Source organism: Herbaspirillum sp. Her4 (assembly GCF_057961335.1).
The window spans coordinates 4,757,481-4,774,009 of the sequence record NZ_CM176330.1; the positions used below are offsets into that span (position 1 = coordinate 4,757,481).

General features: G+C 63.8%; 15 protein-coding genes and 1 riboswitch. Of the genes, 10 read left to right on the top strand and 5 right to left on the bottom strand.

Annotated features, from left to right (window positions below; all coding sequences use genetic code 11):
* Nucleotides 1–197: 197 nt before the first annotated feature.
* From ACWFUC_RS21500 to ACWFUC_RS21510, 3 genes are read right to left on the bottom strand one after another with little or no spacing between them, the layout of a single operon-like run.
* Nucleotides 198–998: an ABC transporter ATP-binding protein gene (locus tag ACWFUC_RS21500; protein WP_489625569.1), complete on the bottom strand. Its 801-nt coding sequence runs from the start codon at nt 996–998 to the stop codon at nt 198–200.
* A 5-nt stretch (nt 999–1,003) separates the two neighbouring features.
* Nucleotides 1,004–1,987 carry a FecCD family ABC transporter permease gene (locus ACWFUC_RS21505; RefSeq protein ID WP_343742326.1) on the bottom strand — a complete coding sequence of 328 codons (984 nt, stop codon included), beginning with the start codon at nt 1,985–1,987 and terminating at the stop codon, nt 1,004–1,006.
* Nucleotides 1,988–2,009: 22 nt separating this feature from the next.
* Nucleotides 2,010–3,986 (bottom strand): TonB-dependent receptor family protein, encoded by a 1,977-nt coding sequence (locus tag ACWFUC_RS21510; protein WP_489623230.1) that lies wholly within the window; start codon nt 3,984–3,986, stop codon nt 2,010–2,012.
* Nucleotides 3,987–4,066: 80 nt separating this feature from the next.
* Nucleotides 4,067–4,343, bottom strand: a riboswitch (cobalamin riboswitch).
* Nucleotides 4,344–4,842: 499 nt separating this feature from the next.
* Between ACWFUC_RS21510 and ACWFUC_RS21515 the strand changes: the two genes are divergently transcribed.
* Together ACWFUC_RS21515 and ACWFUC_RS21520 are read left to right on the top strand one after the other, a co-directional pair.
* The gene (locus tag ACWFUC_RS21515) at nt 4,843–5,592 is read left to right on the top strand and encodes a protein phosphatase CheZ (RefSeq protein ID WP_489623231.1); all 750 of its coding nucleotides are present in this window, start codon (nt 4,843–4,845) and stop codon (nt 5,590–5,592) included.
* A complete protein-coding gene (locus ACWFUC_RS21520; RefSeq protein WP_489623232.1) occupies nt 5,592–7,505 on the top strand; it encodes a chemotaxis protein CheA in 1,914 nt (637 codons plus the stop codon). The genes ACWFUC_RS21515 and ACWFUC_RS21520 overlap by 1 nt, the downstream gene beginning before the upstream one ends.
* Before the next feature lie 99 nt (nt 7,506–7,604).
* Here ACWFUC_RS21520 and ACWFUC_RS21525 read toward each other — a convergent pair whose 3' ends face one another.
* Nucleotides 7,605–8,546 (bottom strand): CysB family HTH-type transcriptional regulator, encoded by a 942-nt coding sequence (locus tag ACWFUC_RS21525; protein WP_034333711.1) that lies wholly within the window; start codon nt 8,544–8,546, stop codon nt 7,605–7,607.
* Between the two features lie 186 nt (nt 8,547–8,732).
* Between ACWFUC_RS21525 and ACWFUC_RS21530 the strand changes: the two genes are divergently transcribed.
* From ACWFUC_RS21530 to ACWFUC_RS21565, 8 genes are all read left to right on the top strand, one after another.
* Nucleotides 8,733–9,506: a sulfite exporter TauE/SafE family protein gene (locus ACWFUC_RS21530; RefSeq protein WP_121042086.1), complete on the top strand. Its 774-nt coding sequence runs from the start codon at nt 8,733–8,735 to the stop codon at nt 9,504–9,506.
* A gap of 63 nt (nt 9,507–9,569) precedes the next feature.
* Complete coding sequence (locus tag ACWFUC_RS21535) at nt 9,570–11,267, top strand: nitrite/sulfite reductase (RefSeq protein ID WP_489623233.1); 1,698 nt, start codon at nt 9,570–9,572, stop codon at nt 11,265–11,267.
* Complete coding sequence (locus ACWFUC_RS21540) at nt 11,260–11,787, top strand: DUF934 domain-containing protein (protein WP_489623234.1); 528 nt, start codon at nt 11,260–11,262, stop codon at nt 11,785–11,787. Before ACWFUC_RS21535 ends, ACWFUC_RS21540 begins: the two co-directional genes overlap by 8 nt.
* 30 nt (nt 11,788–11,817) lie before the next feature.
* Nucleotides 11,818–12,549 (top strand): phosphoadenylyl-sulfate reductase, encoded by a 732-nt coding sequence (locus tag ACWFUC_RS21545; protein ID WP_204726693.1) that lies wholly within the window; start codon nt 11,818–11,820, stop codon nt 12,547–12,549.
* A 49-nt stretch (nt 12,550–12,598) separates the two neighbouring features.
* Entirely contained in the window at nt 12,599–13,534 is a 936-nt protein-coding gene (gene cysD / locus ACWFUC_RS21550; protein ID WP_034335061.1) for a sulfate adenylyltransferase subunit CysD, read from the top strand.
* Entirely contained in the window at nt 13,534–14,865 is a 1,332-nt protein-coding gene (locus tag ACWFUC_RS21555) for a sulfate adenylyltransferase subunit 1 (RefSeq protein ID WP_489623235.1), read from the top strand. Before cysD ends, ACWFUC_RS21555 begins: the two co-directional genes overlap by 1 nt.
* A 37-nt stretch (nt 14,866–14,902) precedes the next feature.
* The gene (gene cobA, locus ACWFUC_RS21560) at nt 14,903–15,664 is read left to right on the top strand and encodes a uroporphyrinogen-III C-methyltransferase (RefSeq protein WP_489623236.1); all 762 of its coding nucleotides are present in this window, start codon (nt 14,903–14,905) and stop codon (nt 15,662–15,664) included.
* A gap of 5 nt (nt 15,665–15,669) precedes the next feature.
* Nucleotides 15,670–16,041: a tRNA-binding protein gene (locus tag ACWFUC_RS21565; RefSeq protein WP_121042096.1), complete on the top strand. Its 372-nt coding sequence runs from the start codon at nt 15,670–15,672 to the stop codon at nt 16,039–16,041.
* Between the two features lie 74 nt (nt 16,042–16,115).
* Here ACWFUC_RS21565 and ACWFUC_RS21570 read toward each other — a convergent pair whose 3' ends face one another.
* Nucleotides 16,116–16,499, bottom strand: a complete 384-nt coding sequence (locus ACWFUC_RS21570) for a sirohydrochlorin chelatase (RefSeq protein WP_034335076.1) — start codon at nt 16,497–16,499, stop codon at nt 16,116–16,118.
* Nucleotides 16,500–16,529 lie beyond the last annotated feature (30 nt).

A 16,529-nucleotide genomic window follows, 5' to 3' on the forward strand; every position in this document is an offset into this window, starting at 1 on the left:
CTGTAACTGCTGCTGCGATATTCTTGTTCATTCTTGATCTTCCCAAATAATTGTCAAAACTTTGTCAGGGCATTCCCCGGCGGCAATTATATCGAGGGATGAGAACTTGTAAATCTTGGTAAAGTACCTTTAAGTAACTTTTTTGAGATTTTTTGCCGAAATACAACATATCAGCAGATGAGAATACGAAGCTTCCTTCAAACCTTGCGCTTCTCCTGCTCACCCTGGCTCGCCACGAACACCACACCGTCCGGGCTCGCGACCGGGAAGAAGCGGCATCCATATGCCGCCTCCAGCGCTGCAGGCTGCAGGATGGCTTCCGCAGGGCCGCCGTGCGCGGTGCTGCCGTCGAGCAGCAGGATATGCGAGGCAAAGCGCCGCGCCAGATTGATATCGTGACAACTGGCCACCACGGCTCTGCCCTCCCGCGCCCATTCCTGCAGCAATTGCATTAGCTGCAATTGGGCCGCGATATCCTGATGCGAGGTCGGTTCATCAAGCAGACAGAGCGCGGGAGCCTGCACCAGCAAGGTCGCCAGCGCCACGCGCTGGCGCTCCCCGCCGGACAGCCGCAACAGATCCTGCCCCGCCAGGCCGGACAGGCCGACCTGTCCGAGGGCGGACAAGGCCAGCGCGCTGTCCTTCTCCGGCCCGCCCCAGCCATCGCCATGGGCAAAGCGGCCCGCCATGACGGCATCCAGCACCGGCAGCGAAAACGCATCCTGTTGATGTTGCAACAGCAGGCCGCGCTGCAAGGCCAGTTGCGACGGCGAAAAGGACGACAGCGCCCTTCCCTGCAGCAGAACCTCGCCGGCATGCGCCGCCTGCAAGCCGGCCAGTACATGCAGCAGGCTGCTTTTGCCGACCCCGTTGCGCCCCAGCACGCACCAGAATTCACCCGCGCGCACCTGCCAGTCCAGCGCCTGCAGCAGGACACGCTCACCCGCGCACACCGCCAGCTGGCGGGTTTGCAGAACGGGCACTGAAGAATGCGTCATATTCGTCATGGGCGGCTCCGCGCCAGCAGCCACAGGAACATTGGCACGCCCACCAGTGCCGTGATCACTCCCACCGGCAGTTGCACCGGTGCGGCCACGGTACGCGCCAGCAAATCCGCCAGCGTCAGCATGGCCCCGCCGCCCAGGACACAGGCCGGCAGCAGCAGGCGCTGGTCATTGCCAACCAGCAGGCGCAAGCCATGCGGCACCACCAGTCCGACGAAGCCGATGGTCCCTGCCATGGCCACGGCGTTGGCCGTGCACGCGGCCGCCACACACAGCAGCATCACCCGCAGCCGCATCACCGGCACGCCCAGCAACTGCGCAAAGGCATCGCCGCGTGCCAGCAGATTGAGCGAGGGCGCATGACGCCAGCTCCACAGCAATGCCAGCAGCAACACCGGTGCCATCAACGGCAGCAGGCGCGCATCGTCGAGGTCGCCGATCAGCCAGAACACCATGCCGCGCAACTGCGCATCCGGCGCAATCGACAGCGCCAGCGAAATCAGCGCACCGAATCCCGCTGCCAGCATCACACCCGTCAGCAACAGGCGCTGGCTGGACAACAAGGGAGACACCGCCAGATGCCGCAGCGAGGGGCGCACCAGCCCGAACAGCAGCAGCATCGCCAGCCCCGCGCCCAGCAAGGCGCCGGGTGCGGTGACGGCCTGTACCGGCCAGCCCAGCCGCAGGGCTGCCAGCATGGCCAGCAAGGCCCCGGCCGCCGAACCGCCCGACAAGCCCAATACATAGGGATCGGCCAGCGGATTGCGCAACAGTACCTGCATCAGCGCCCCCGACAGGGCCAGCGCGCCGCCCACGGCAAAGGCGGTCAGCGCGCGTGGCACGCGCAGCGACAGCAGCATCGCCACCTGGTCGGCGGAGGCCGAAGGACGCAAACAGCCAGTACTGCCGCACAGCACCGCCGCCGACAAGGCCAGCAGGGACAGCAGCAGCAAGGTGCACAGCACAGGCAGGTAACGTCGCATCGGGGCCAGGATCAGGTCAGCATCAGAAGTCGTAGCGGGCGGTGAATTTCAGGGCCCGTCCGTCCTCCGGATAGATGCCCGAGACCGCCCCGCCACTGCAGTCATACGCCTGCGAGTAATACTTGCGATCAGCCAGATTGGTCCCCGTGACGGCAAATTCCCAGGCGCTGACACGCACCGCATACCGCGCATCGAAGGTAGTGAACGAAGGCATGCGCGCGCAGGTGTTGGCGAAGTCGTTGCCCATGCGCTGGCGGTCCACCCAGCGTGCACCGACGTCGGCGCTTTGCTGTCCGGACTTCCAGTTCAGGCGGGTCGACAGCGTATTGGCCGGTACCAGCGCCAGTTGCTTGCCGCTGTTGTCGCCCTCCTCGAAACGCGCATTGATGTGCTGGTAGGTGGCACTCCAGCCCAAGCTCTCGGTCAGTTGCACGCGGCCTTCCAGTTCCACACCCTGATGGCGGGTGGGGGCCAGGTTGCTGTTGGCCCCGAAGCCACCGTTGGCGGTCGGGTCATAATACAGCTCGTCGCGCACGCGATGGCGGAACCAGCGCAGCGTCACCTGGCGCGCCGTATGGCCCAGGGTCGCGCCCAGTTCCAGGTCATGCGAGACCTGCGGTTTCAGGACCGCACCGCTGGGCAAGGCCGTGAAGCCGTTCTCGTCGGCAGTCGCCAGGCGATAGCTCTGGCCGGTCTTGACGAAGCCGCGCAGCAGCGGCAGCGGCGCATAGCTGGCTTGCAGATCCCAGGCATTGACGGCGCTGGTGCGGCCATAGGCGCCGGAATCGCTCTGCTGGGTGAACTGCTCGCGGCGCACGCCGGCAGCGAGGCGGGCGTTGCGGTCGAACTCGATTTCATCGCGCAGGTACAGCGCCTTCGAATGCTGGGAGGCATCGCTGTTGCCATAGCTGGCATTGGTGGCCGAACTCCATTCGGCCAGGTCCACACCGGCAATGGCTTCGTTCTTCCACAGGCCGCTGTCGAGCACGTGACGCAGGCGCGGCGAGAACTGGGTGGTCCGGATGTTGGCTTGCGCGGTGGAGCCGCTGCTGACATAGGTGGAGCGCGAAATCTTCTCCCGATGCGACAGCTCGGCCGCCACGTCGAAGGCACCGAAGCGGCGCTCCAGAAAGGCGGTGATGCTGTCATTGTCATAGGAGCCGTGATCCAGCGGCTTGCTGGTCTGGCGCGCATTGGCGTCATATTGCGCCTGGCTCAGGCTGCCCGGCAGGCCGAAATCGGCGCGCGACAAGTTGGCGCGCAGGCCGAAGCGCCAGTCGCTGGCGAACCACTGCACCGTGGTACTGAAATTTTCCTGATCGGACTTGCTGTTGTCGCGCCAGTTGTCGGCATGCGACTTGGCATAGCTGGCGTCGATGGACATGTTGTCCCAGCCGCGCGAAACCGCTGCCCGGCCGGCGCGCTGACCGTTGCTGCCGACTTCGCCGATCACGGTTCCGCGCACGGTATTGGCCTGCGGGCGGCGCGTGATGATCTGGATGGTGCCGCCGGTAGCGCCGCTGCCATACAGCACGCTGCTGCCGCCGCGCACGATCTCGATGCGCTCGATGGTCTCGATGGGGATCGCCGACAGCAGCGGCGTGGCCAGTTCATTCTCGGAAATACGCACGCCATCGACCAGCACCACCATGTTCTGGTCGCCATTGGTGCCGAAGCCGCGCAGGTCCAGCGGGAAGTCGCGCGGGCCGGACAGGCTCTGGCGCCCGTAGACGCCGCCCAGCTTGCGGATGGCTTCGTTGGCGTTGTCGATGCCGGCTTCGCGGATCTGCTCGGCGGTGATGACGGTGGCAGCGACCGGCGGGAATGCCGGATCATTGGGGAAGCGCGAGGCCGAGACCACTACCGCCGACAGCGGCTGGCTGGTATCGGCGGCGTGGGTCGAGGCAGCGAAAGCCGAAAGAATCAGCGCACTGGCAGTGCGCAGGGCAATACGGGGGCGAGGACCGCCACAGCGGGCCTGGAAATAAGCGATATGCATGAAAAATCAGGTCAAGAATCTGTGCAGCCAGCCTCCCCGCGGGCCGCAATCAACGGAAAACCGCACCAGTATTGGTTGTGCGGGCTCCTCCTGTTCTGGCCGGTCTCCGGACTGCAGGCATGACCATCGGCCTTCCCATGTGGCGAAGTGAACGTTCGCGCAAAAACACAGTGGCGTGGAAGAGGTCTCGCCGGCGAGACGTGACGCATCGTCACATCGTCGCCGGCACCTGGTTACCGTTGCGGGGGCAGTACACCTTGGCTGACCGCCCTGCTGGCTGCAGGCGGCCTGGCGCGTGTTTCCCGTTTAACTGCCGGCGAGGACACGCCGGCGGGCACCAAAACCGCGCCATTGTAGGCGTGCGGCGTACACGCCACAAGCCGCAGCACCCAGATGATGTAAATCAGCACAAGCGGGACAGCCGCAATTGCTTTCAGGAAAAAGCCGGATAAAATCCATCCTCAGCAGTGATATATAGAAAAAATTCGATTTTTCTATCAAAAAACATTTGAATCGCGGTTCTTGCCAATTTTTTGTGGTGGGGCCGAAAAATTGAAACAAATGGGGGATTTCACTCGCTGTTTGGCCGATGAGATCACGCCAAGCGGTCCTATACTCGGCGCCATGGCATCGTCGACCGGCGGACCCTTGCGTGGTCGGCCGGCCTCACTGTCATCCTGAACGTTGTCGTGGTCTGCGGGCCTTCAGAGACTGCCTCTGGCTGCCGATATCTGTCTGATATCGGGGCGGTGGTAGTGGCTGTGCCTCCCGGAACGACGCATTAGATCCGCCTACGGGCAACTTTGCACAGCAGTGCGCCGACGAGCGCACACCTTTGTTGGGAGAATCAGTAATCATGAGCGACGACGTTGATCTGGAAGCATTGTTTGACGAAATTTCCTCGCAGACGCTACCGGGCATGACTGCCGAACCGGCTGCCGCTGCCGCCGCCCCCGCCGCCGCCGGCACCGAAGAAGCGGCTGCAGGCGAACAGGAGGACCAGAGCGACAAGCCCATGTACGAACGCCTGGGCGGTATCGTGCGCCTGCTGCACGACTCCATGCGCGAACTCGGCTACGACCGCTCGCTGACCGACGTGGCCGAGCAGATCGGCGACGCCCAGAGCCGTCTGGAACACATCGCCACCCTCACCGAGCAGGCCGCCAACAAGGTGCTCAATGCATTGGACTCCGGCATGCCGGCCCAAGACCGCCTGCAGGAGCAAGCCAAGGACATCAACGCGCGCTGGACCAAGCTGTATGCCGGCCAGATGAACATCGAGGAATTCAAGGCACTGGCGGGCGACTCGCAGAAGTTCTCCAATTCGGTGATGGAATCGACCGAGGCGGAAAAGGCGCGCATGCTGGAAATCATGATGGCCCAGGACTTCCAGGACATCACCGGCCAGTTGATCAAGAAGATCGTGGCCATCACCGCTTCCGCCGAGCGCGAGCTGGCGCAACTGCTGCGCGACAATGCACCGCCGGAAGTCAAGGCGCAGATCGATGCGGAAAAACCGGTAACCCTGATGAATGGCCCCTCCGTGGGCGGCACCGCCATGGGTCAGGACGATGTGGACGACTTACTCGATAGCCTGGGGTTCTAATGGATGACGAAATGCTCAAGGATTTTGTCGTTGAAGCGTTGGATCTCGCCACCAACGTGGAAGAGCACCTGCTGACGCTGGAACGACATCCTGATGACCTTGAAATCCTCAACGCGGTCTTCCGCGCATTCCACACCATCAAGGGTGGCGCCGGGTTCGTGAACCTGCCGGCCATGGTGTCGGCCTGCCACCTGACCGAAAACCTGTTCGATGCGCTGCGCACCGGCAAGGCCCCGGTCACGCCGCTGGCCATCGAAGCAGCGCTGCAGGCCAGCGGCTTCGTGGCCGACCAGTTGACCGAATTGTCCAACGGTGCCGCACCCGACAGCCTGGCCTCGATGCCGGCCGAACTGAAGGACATCCTGACCCAGGCCATCGAAGGCAAGAGCGAATCCACGCCGGCCCCTGCCCCAGCGGCAGCAGCGCCTGCCCCGGCAGCCGCAGCACCGGTGGCCGCGCCCGCAGCCGCCGCTGCAGTGGCCGCCGTCAGCGTCGATGGCAGTGCCAGCGTGATGAAGAATGGCGAACTGGACTGGCCCGCCCTCTACCAGGCCCTGGTGCCCGGTGCGGCTGCCGCGCCGGTCGCGGAGGGTAGCGCCGAGGCGGCCCCGGTGGCTGCTGCCGCAGCGGCACCCGCTGCTGCCGCGCCTGCCGCGCCCGCAGCCGATGGCGAGCCCAAGGCCGCCGCGCCGGCACAGCAGAATCGCCGCGCCACCGATTCCCCTGGCGGGGCCAAGGAAGAAAGCATCCGTATCGATGCCGTCAAGCTGGACGCCCTGCTGGAAGTGGCCGGCGAATCGGTGCAGGCCGCCAACCAGGCTGCCGTGCTGCTGGAAAAGCTGCAGCAGTTCAAGTTCGAAGGGACCGCTGCGGCCCTGATGTCGACCCTGGCCGAAACCCTGGGCCGCGCCTCGCGCTACTCCAGCGAACTGCAACGCGCCACGCTGTCCACGCGCATGCAGCCGGTCGGCCGCCTGTTCCAGAAATTCCCCCGACTGGTGCGCGAACTGGCCAAGGACCTCGGCAAGGACGTCGACCTGGTCATCACCGGTGCCGAAACCGAAGTCGACCGCGTGGTGGTGGACAGCCTCTACGACCCGCTGGTGCACATGCTGCGCAACTCGCTGGACCACGGTATCGAAGTGGACCGCGCCGCGGCCGGCAAGCCCAACAAGGCGACCATTTCGCTCAACGCCTGGCAGGCCGGCAGCAGCGTCATGATCGAAGTCTTCGATGACGGCAAGGGCATGGACCCGGACATGCTGCGCAACAAGGCGCTGGCCAAGGGCCTGATCAACGAACACCAGGCGCTGACCTCCGACGAAGCCTTGCAGCTGGTGTTCCTGCCCGGTTTCTCCACCAAGGAAGTGGCCTCCAGCGTCTCCGGACGCGGCGTGGGCATGGACGTGGTCAAGACGGCGGTGGAAAAGCATCGCGGCACCATCCGCATCGAATCCACCATCGGCAAGGGTACCAAGTTCTCGATCCGCCTGCCCATCGAACTGTCGATCATCCCGACCATGCTGGTGCGCTGCGCCGGTGCTCCGCTGGCCCTGCCGATGGCGGTGGTGGAGCGCGTGGTCGAGCTGCCGGAAACCTTCGACGAAGTCGGTGGCGCACCGGTGCTGCGCGACCAGGGCCGTCCGCTGCCGGTCAATTCGCTGGCCGGCGTGCTGGGCTACGAGCCGGGCAATGAGCGAGTGGGTATCGTCATGGCGGTTCCCCACCCCTACATCCTGGGCGTGGAATCGGTGGAAGGCACGGCCGATCTCGTGATCAAGCCGCTGACCGCAATCCACACTGCCGGCATCACCGGTACGGCCCGTTCGGCCGAAGGTGAACTGGTGCTGGTGGTGGGCCTGTCCTTCCTGCTGGATGGCTGCCGCGACCTGGAGCGCACGGCGGTGGCATAAGATTGCCGCCCAGCGCTGCAAACGCAAACGGCCGGATCTGCAAGGATCCGGCCGTTTTGTTTCAGGCCTGGCGCACTGCTCGGCGCCGGGCCTTACGCCTTAAAGTTCATACATGTCCTTCTCGCCTTCCATGACCTGCGCAATCAGCTTGCGATTGAGGGTCGGTGCCAGCAATTCAATGAAGGTATAGACATATCCCCGCAAATACGCACCTTGCTTCAAGGCAACCCGCGAGACATTGGTGCCGAACAGGTGGCCGGCCGGAATGGCCCGCAGGCCACGGTCACGCTCGGCATCGAAGGCGATGCCGGCGATGATGCCCACGCCCATGCCCAGCTCCACGTAGGTCTTGATGACGTCGGCATCGATGGCCTCCAGCACCACGTCAGGCTTCAACTGGCGCAGCGAGAAGGCATGGTCGATCTTGCTGCGGCCGCTGAAAGCGGAATCGTAGGTAATCAGGGGATTGCCGGCAATCTCTTCCAGCGTCAGGCTTCTGGACTGCAGCAAGGGGTGATCCGGCGGCACCACCACCACATGCTCCCACTGATAACAAGGCAGCGAGACCAATCCCTCGCCTGAGGCCAGCGCCTCGGTGGCGATGGCGATGTCTGCCTGGTCGTTGCGCACCATCTCGGTGATTTGCTTGGGATTGCCCTGCAGCAATGAAAGATGCACTTTCGGATACTTCTGGGTGAAGGCCTGCACCACCTTGGGCAGCGCATAGCGCGCCTGGGTGTGGGTGGTGGCGATGGTGAAACTGCCGCTGTCATGGGCGGCGAATTCCTTGCCGATACGTTTGAGGCCATCCACTTCCTGCATGATCAGCTCGACCGAGCGCAGCACCGCGCGGCCCGGCTCGGTCAGGCCGCGAATACGCTTGCCGTGGCGCGTGAAGATGTCCACGCCCAGCTCCTCCTCCAGCTCGATGATGGCCTTGGAGACCCCGGGCTGCGAGGTATACAGAGCCTTGGCGGCCTCCGTGAGGTTGAAGTTCTGCCTTACCGCTTCACGAACGAAACGGAATTGATGAAGATTCATGAGGGAATTCCTTCGCTTCTACCTGGTATGGCGGCGCACCGCGCCTGCCTTGCTGGCCTCACCGGCCTTACCTGCCTCGTTTGGCGCATTTCCATATGCCAAAGGCGTATATAAGCAAATAAATACTATGTAGTTTGGTTTGAAACATAAGTTTATTACGATTCGCAGACTAATGGGCGAGGTGTTATGACTGTTTCTTATGTAGTAAGCGGATTTGCCGTAGGACTGCTGGTCGGACTGACCGGGGTCGGTGGCGGCTCGCTCATGACACCGCTGCTGACCTTGCTGTTCGGCATTCATCCTTCGGTGGCCGTGGGCACCGACCTGGCCTTTGCCTCCGCGACCAAGACCGCCGGCACCCTGGCCCACCGATTCAAGGGTACGGTGCGCTGGGATGTGGTGCGCCGCCTGTCCTATGGCGCCCTGCCCGCTGCGCTGGTGACCACCCTGCTGCTCAAGCATTTCGGCGCCGTCAGCGACGGCATCGCCCTGACCATCCGTTATTCGATCGCGATCTCGGTGTTCCTGACCGTGGTGGCCCTGCTGTTCCGCGCACGCATGCAAGCCTGGCTCAATGCCCATCCGCAACGCCAGCTGCAGGGTGCCACGCTCGCCAACGCCACCATCGCCGCCGGTGCCCTGCTGGGCACGCTGGTGACGATTTCTTCCATCGGTGCCGGTGCCGTCGGCGCCACCTTGCTCGTGTTGCTGTATCCTCGCCTGTCTCCGGCGGAGATTGCCGGCACCGACATTGCCTATGCCGTGCCGCTGACCGCGATTGCGGCGCTGGGCCACTGGTGGCTGGGTTCGATCAACTGGGAACTGCTGGCGACCTTGTTGCTGGGATCGGTGCCGGGCATCACCATCGGATCGCTCGCTGCGCGAGCGGTGCCGGAGAAATTCTTGCGCGGCCTGCTGGCCATTACGCTGACGAGCGTTGCAGTCAAGCTGATTTGGTAGGCTCATTTTCAATCGGGCGCACCCTGATCCGGTCGCCCATAAGACGTTAACAGGGAAGACAAGATGTACCGCTATGACCAATACGATCACCTGATCGTCAAAGAGCGAGTCGCACAATACCGGGACCAGGTGCGTCGGCGCCTGTCCGATGAGCTGGCCGAAGACGAATTCCGCATCCTGCGTCTGCAGAACGGGCTCTACCTGCAACGCCATGCCTACATGCTGCGCATCGCCATTCCCTACGGCATGCTGGCCTCCAATCAACTGCGCAAGTTCGCCGAGATCGCCGTCAAGTACGACCGCGGCTATGGTCACTTCACCACCCGCCAGAACATCCAGTTCAACTGGATCAAGCTGGAAGAGTCGCCTGAAATCCTGGAACAGCTGGCCAGCGTGGAAATGCACGCCATCCAGACTTCCGGCAACTGCATCCGCAACACCACCTCGGACGAACTGGCCGGTGTGGCCGCCGACGAAATCGTCGATCCGCGCCCCTACGCCGAACTGATCCGCGAGTGGAGCACCTTCCACCCCGAGTTCGCCTATCTGCCGCGCAAGTTCAAGATCGCCATCAGCGGCGCTGCCGAAGACCGCGCCGCGACCGCGGTACATGACATCGGCCTGCACGTCATCAAGAATGAAGCCGGCGAAGTGGGCTTCCGCGTGCTGGTGGGCGGCGGCATGGGCCGCACCCCCATCCTGGGCAGCGTGATCCGTGACTTCCTGCCCTGGAAGCACGCCATGTCCTATCTGGAAGCGATCCTGCGCGTCTACAACCAGTACGGCCGCCGCGACAACATGTACAAGGCGCGCATCAAGATCCTGGTCAAGGCCATCGGCCCCGAGGAGTTCGCGCGCCAGGTGGAAGAAGAATGGGCCGAGATCAAGGATGGCCCTTCCACCCTGACCGAAGAAGAACTGCAGCGCGTGGCCAAGTTCTTCACCGATCCGGCCTACGAAACGCTGCCGGCCATGGATGCGGAATACGAACGCCTGAAGGCCGAAGACCGTGGCTTCGCCAACTGGATCAAGCGCAACGTCAAGGCGCACAAGCAGGCCGGCTATGCCGCCGTGATCCTGTCGCTGAAAAAGCCGGGCGTACCCCCGGGCGACATCACTGCCGACCAGATGAACTTCGTGGCCGACCTGGCTGATCAATACAGCTTCGGCGAACTGCGCGTGACCCACGAACAGAACCTGGTGCTGGCCGACGTCAAGCAATCCGACCTGTATGCCCTGTGGAAGGCCGCCAAGTCGCATGGCCTGGCGACGCCCAACATCGGTCTGCTGACCGACATCATCTGCTGCCCCGGCGGCGATTTCTGCTCGCTGGCCAATGCCAAGTCGATCCCGATCGCCCAGGCCATTGCCGAGAAGTTCGAGAACATCGACTTCCAGCATGACATCGGCGACATCGAACTGAACATCTCCGGTTGCATCAACGCCTGCGGCCACCACCACGTGGGCAACATCGGCATCCTGGGCGTGGACAAGGATGGTTCCGAGTGGTACCAGGTGTCGCTGGGCGGCGCCCAGGGCAACGAGTCCTCGATCGGCAAGATCATCGGCCCCTCGTTCTCGGCCACCCAGATGCCGACCGTGATCGACCGCCTGCTGCAGGTGTACGTCAAGCAGCGCACCGAGGAAGAACGCTTCATCGACACCGTGCGCCGCATCGGTGTGACCCCGTTCAAGGAGTTCGTTTACGCAACGCCGATCCGTTCGGCCGAGTATGTCGCAGGAGAAGACGCAAATGCCTGAAATCATCAAGAACAAGACCGTCGTCAGCGACGACTGGACCGTCCTGCGCCTGGCTGAAGGCGAGACCGCAGACACCGTGACCGTGCCGCAAGGCCGCGTGATCGTGCCGCTGAAGGTGTGGCAGGCCCAGGGCGAGGCCCTGAAGTCGCGCGCCGAGATCGGCGTCTGGCTGGCCAGCGATGAACGTCCGGAAGAACTGAAGGGCCAGCTGGACAGCTTCACGGTCGTCGCCGTGGACTTCCCCAAGTTCGCCGATGGCCGTGGCTATTCCATCGCTTACAACCTGCGTGCCCGCCTGGGCTACACCGGCGAGCTGCGCGCCATCGGCGACGTGCTGCGCGACCAGCTGTTCTACATGCAGCGCGTGGGCTTCGACGCCTTCGCCGTGCGTGCCGACAAGAACATCCACGATGCCGTCAAGGGCCTGACCGACTTCTCCGAAAAGTACCAGACCTCCTGGGATGAGAAGAACCCGCTGTTCCGCCGCGTCAAGCGCGAAACCGTGCAGACCGCTGACTGAGGCGCGATCGTGAAGAAGGAAGGACAGCCCATGGCTACCCCAGGCTTGCAAGAACTCATCGCCAAGACCCAGGCCACGCTGGAACGCATCGCCGCCGAGTACGCCCCGGCGGCGCTGGCCTCCAGCCTGGCGGCCGAAGACATGGTGCTGACCGACCTGATCCTGCGCGGCCAGCTGCAGGATCGCATCAGCATCTTCACCCTGGAAACCGGCCGCCTGCACAAGGAAACCGTAGGCATGCTGGACCGCATCCGCGAGACCTACGATTACGAGGTCGCGCCCTATCGTCCCCAGCCTGAGGCGGTGGAAGCCTACGTGCAGAAGCACGGCGCCAACGCCTTCTACGACAGCGTGGAACTGCGCAAGGAGTGCTGCCACATCCGCAAGATGGAGCCGCTCAATCGCGCCCTGCAGGGCAAGGCCTCGTGGGTCACCGGCCAGCGCCGCGCGCAATCGGTTACGCGGGCCGAGCTGCACGTGCAGGAACGGGACGAAGCCCACGGCATGGAGAAGTTCAACCCCCTGGCCGACTGGTCGGAACAGGACGTGTGGGACTACATCCGCACCAACGACGTGCCCTACAACCCGCTGCACGACCAGGGTTACCCGTCCATTGGCTGCGAGCCCTGTACCCGCGCCATCCAGCCCGGTGAAGATATCCGCGCCGGCCGCTGGTGGTGGGAGAACCCCGACTCCAAGGAATGCGGCCTGCACGTGGTCGACGGCAAGCTGGTGCGCATCAAGGCGCATGCAGCGAGCTGAACCAGAATTCAATCAAAGCAACAACAAGCAACGCATCGGAAGGTCCGGCATGAACACTGCGGTAGACACCCTCTTTTTGGACAACGCCAGCAACCGTCACCTCGACTGGCTGGAATCGGAAGCCATCCACATCATGCGCGAGGTCGCGGCCGAGTGCAGCAACCCGGCGCTGCTGTTCTCCGGCGGCAAGGACTCGGTGGTGCTGCTGCGCATCGCCGAGAAAGCCTTCCGTCCCGGCAAGTTCCCCTTCCCGCTGGTGCACATCGACACCGGCCACAACTTCCCGGAAGTCATCGAATTCCGTGACCGCCGCGCCGCTGAACTGGGAGAGCGCCTGGTGGTGCGTTCGGTGGAAGATTCGATCAAGCGCGGCACCGTGCGCCTGCGCAACCCGCAAACCGATTCGCGCAACGCCGCGCAAGCCGTGACGCTGCTGGAAACCATCGAAGAATTCAAGTTCGACGCCTGTATCGGCGGCGCGCGCCGTGATGAAGAAAAGGCCCGCGCCAAGGAACGCATCTTTTCCTTCCGCGACGAATTCGGCCAATGGAACCCCAAGGCCCAGCGCCCCGAGCTGTGGGACCTGTATAACACCCGCGTGCATCCGGGCGAGAACATGCGCGTCTTCCCCATCTCGAACTGGACCGAGCTGGACGTGTGGCAGTACATCGCCCGCGAAAAGCTGGCCCTGCCCTCGATCTACTTTGCCCATGAGCGCGAGGTGATTCCGCGCAATGGCCTGCTGGTGCCGCTCACCGACCTCACCCCGGCGCGCGAAGGCGAGACCGTGGAGAAGCAGGTCGTGCGCTTCCGTACCGTGGGCGACATCTCCTGCACCTGCCCGGTGTCTTCCGATGCCGCTTCCGTGGAAGCCATCATCGCCGAGACCGCAGTGACCCAGATTACCGAGCGCGGCGCGACCCGCATGGACGACCAGACGTCCGAAGCCTCGATGGAAAAACGCAAGAAGGAAGGATATTTCTGATGAACGCCGCCGCAACCCAAGCACAACTGGCCCAGGCCTCCGCGCAACCGCACGAACGCGGCCTGCTGCGCTTCATCACCGCCGGTTCCGTGGACGATGGCAAGAGCACCCTGATCGGCCGCCTGCTGTTCGACAGCAAGGGCATTTTCGCCGACCAGCTCGATGCCATTTCGCGCGCCAAGCACAAGCGTACCGTGGGCGACACGGTGGACCTGTCGCTGCTCACCGATGGCCTGGAAGCCGAGCGCGAGCAAGGCATCACCATCGACGTGGCCTATCGCTACTTTGCCACTCCCAAGCGCAAGTTCATCATCGCCGACACCCCGGGCCATGAGCAGTACACCCGCAACATGGTGACCGGTGCCTCGACTGCCGACGCCGTGATCATCCTGGTGGACGTGTCCAAGGTGAAGCTGGGCGAGGATGGCAGCGTGGAACTGCTGACCCAGACCAAGCGCCACTCCACCATCGCCCATCTGCTGCAGATCCAGCACGTGATCGTGGCCGTCAACAAGATGGACCTGGTGGACTACGACCAGACCGTCTATGACCGCATCGTCGGCGCTTACCAGCAGTTCGCGCAACAACTGGGCCTGAAGGATGTGCACCCCATCCCGCTGTCGGCGCTGGCCGGCGACAACGTGGTGGAGGCCAGCGCGCGCATGCCCTGGTACCAGGGTCCGACGCTGATCACCCTGCTGGAGTCGCTGTCGGTGTATGAAGATGCGCACGAGGAAGCCTTCCGCTTCCCGGTGCAGCTGGTGGCGCGCCACAACGGCCATGAAGCCAATGACTTCCGTGGCTACATGGGCCGCATCGAAGCCGGCAAGGTGGCCAAGGGTGACAAGCTGGTAGTGCTGCCCAGCGGCCAGAGCGCCACCGTCAAGGACATCCAGACCCTGGACGGTTCACTGGAATCGGCCACGGCCGGCCAGTCAGTGACCCTCCTGCTGGACGAATACCTGGACATCTCGCGCGGCGACCTGCTGGCAGCCGAGGCACAGCCCTCCACCATCCTGAAGACTGTCAACGCGGATGTGTGCTGGCTCTCCGAAGAACCGCTGGACCTGCGCCGCAAGTACTGGCTCAAGCACACCACCAAGCAGGTGGCGGCGCGCGTGGCCAAGGTCGATACGCTGCTGGACATCAACACCCAGGAACGCCGTCCCGCCGATACGCTCAAGCTCAATGACATCGCCCGCATCAGCGTGAACGTGCAGCAGCCCATCGCGGCCGATGCCTACCAGGACATCCGTGCCACCGGTGCCTTCATCCTGATCGACGAAGTGAGCCACCAGACGGTGGCCGCTGGTATGATTCGGATCGACTGAATTTCCTTCGATCCGCAATCGTCTCTTCGACCAGGCCATGGCCACCCAACAGGCAGCGACTTCACCTTCTTCCGATTCACCCGCCCCCAGCCCGGAGCATCCGGGCATGGTGTGGCTGATCGGCTCCGGCCCCGGGGCCGCTGACCTGTTGACGGTACGCGCTGCGCGCCTGCTGGCGCAGGCCGACATCGTGCTGCACGATGCCCTGGTCACCGAAGAGATCCTCGCCCTGTGCCCGCACGCCGTGCAGGTGTCGGTTGGCAAGCGCAGCGGCCAACGTTCCACGGCCCAGCCCGTCATCAACCAGAAGCTGGTCGAAGCCGCGCAGCAGTACCGCCGCGTGGTGCGCCTCAAAGGCGGCGACCCCATGCTCTTCGGCCGTGCCGATGAAGAGATGCGGGCGCTTGAAGCCAACCACATCCCTTACGAAATCGTCCCCGGCATTACTGCCGCACTGGCAGCCGCCTCCGCCGCCAAGCGTCCGCTCACGCGGCGCGGGATTGCGCGCAGCGTCTCGCTGTTCACTTCCAGCACGGGCGTGGATGAGCCGGATGAAGTGCGCATGCCCAATGGCGATACGCTGGTGCAGTACATGGGCGGACGCGAAGCCACGGCCACTGCGCAGCGCTTGCTGGCTTTGGGCCATGCGCCCGATACGCCGGTCGTGGTGGTGGAGAACTGCAGCCGTCCTGACGAGCACATCTACCATCTGCAACTGGCCGGCCTGGAAGCCGGACTGCAGGCCTGCAGCGGGCCGGTGCTGGTGATGATCGGGCCGGCGCTGGCGGATCGGGACTGAAGCTCATGCACCTGCTCCACGACCCTGCCGCCCCTGCAGCTGCTGCCATCGATTTCGAGGCCTTCCTCAAGGTCGATATACGCATCGGCACCATCATCGCCGCAGACGCCTTCCCTGAAGCACGCAAGCCTGCGTTCAAACTGAAGATCGATTTCGGCCCGGGCATCGGCGTGCGCCAGAGCAGTGCCCAGATCACCACCCACTACACGCTGGAGCAACTGGTCGGCCGCCAAGTGGCGGCGGTAGTGAATTTCCCGCCGCGTCAGATCGGCAAGTTCATGTCGGAAGTCCTGACGCTGGGCTTTCCTGACGCCCAGGGCGAGGTAGTGTTGTTCAAGCCCGACCAGGCCGTGCCCAACGGCGCTCGCCTGTTCTGAAGCGCTCACGCCCCGGCAAAAAAAGATGGCCCGTTTCCGGGCCATCGTCGCATCCAGGAGTGCTGACCGCCGGATCAGCTATTGACCGTCCCCACGCAATACGCCGCAATCGCCTGCAACACCGCCTCATCCTCGCCAACTGCAGCGACGGTGCGCACGTCCACACCCGGATGCGCCTGGCGCAATTGCTCCAGCAGTTCCGGCAGATCACGGCGCACGTGGCCGCCCTGCCCCAGGAATACCGGAATGACAGTCACGCGCCGGCTGCCGGCGGCAATCTGCCGCGCCGCCACGGTCGGCAGGTCCGGCTGCATCAGTTCCAGAAAGGCCAGCTCCACGCTGGTCCCCGGCATGGCCGCCTGCGTCAGCGCGCGCAGGCGCTCGAAAGGCGCAGCCCAGGCAGGGTCGCGAGCGCCGTGGGCGAACAGGATCAGGCTTTGGGAGGTGGCTTGGCTCATGATGTGCAGCAGTCTTTCAGGCTAAATAAA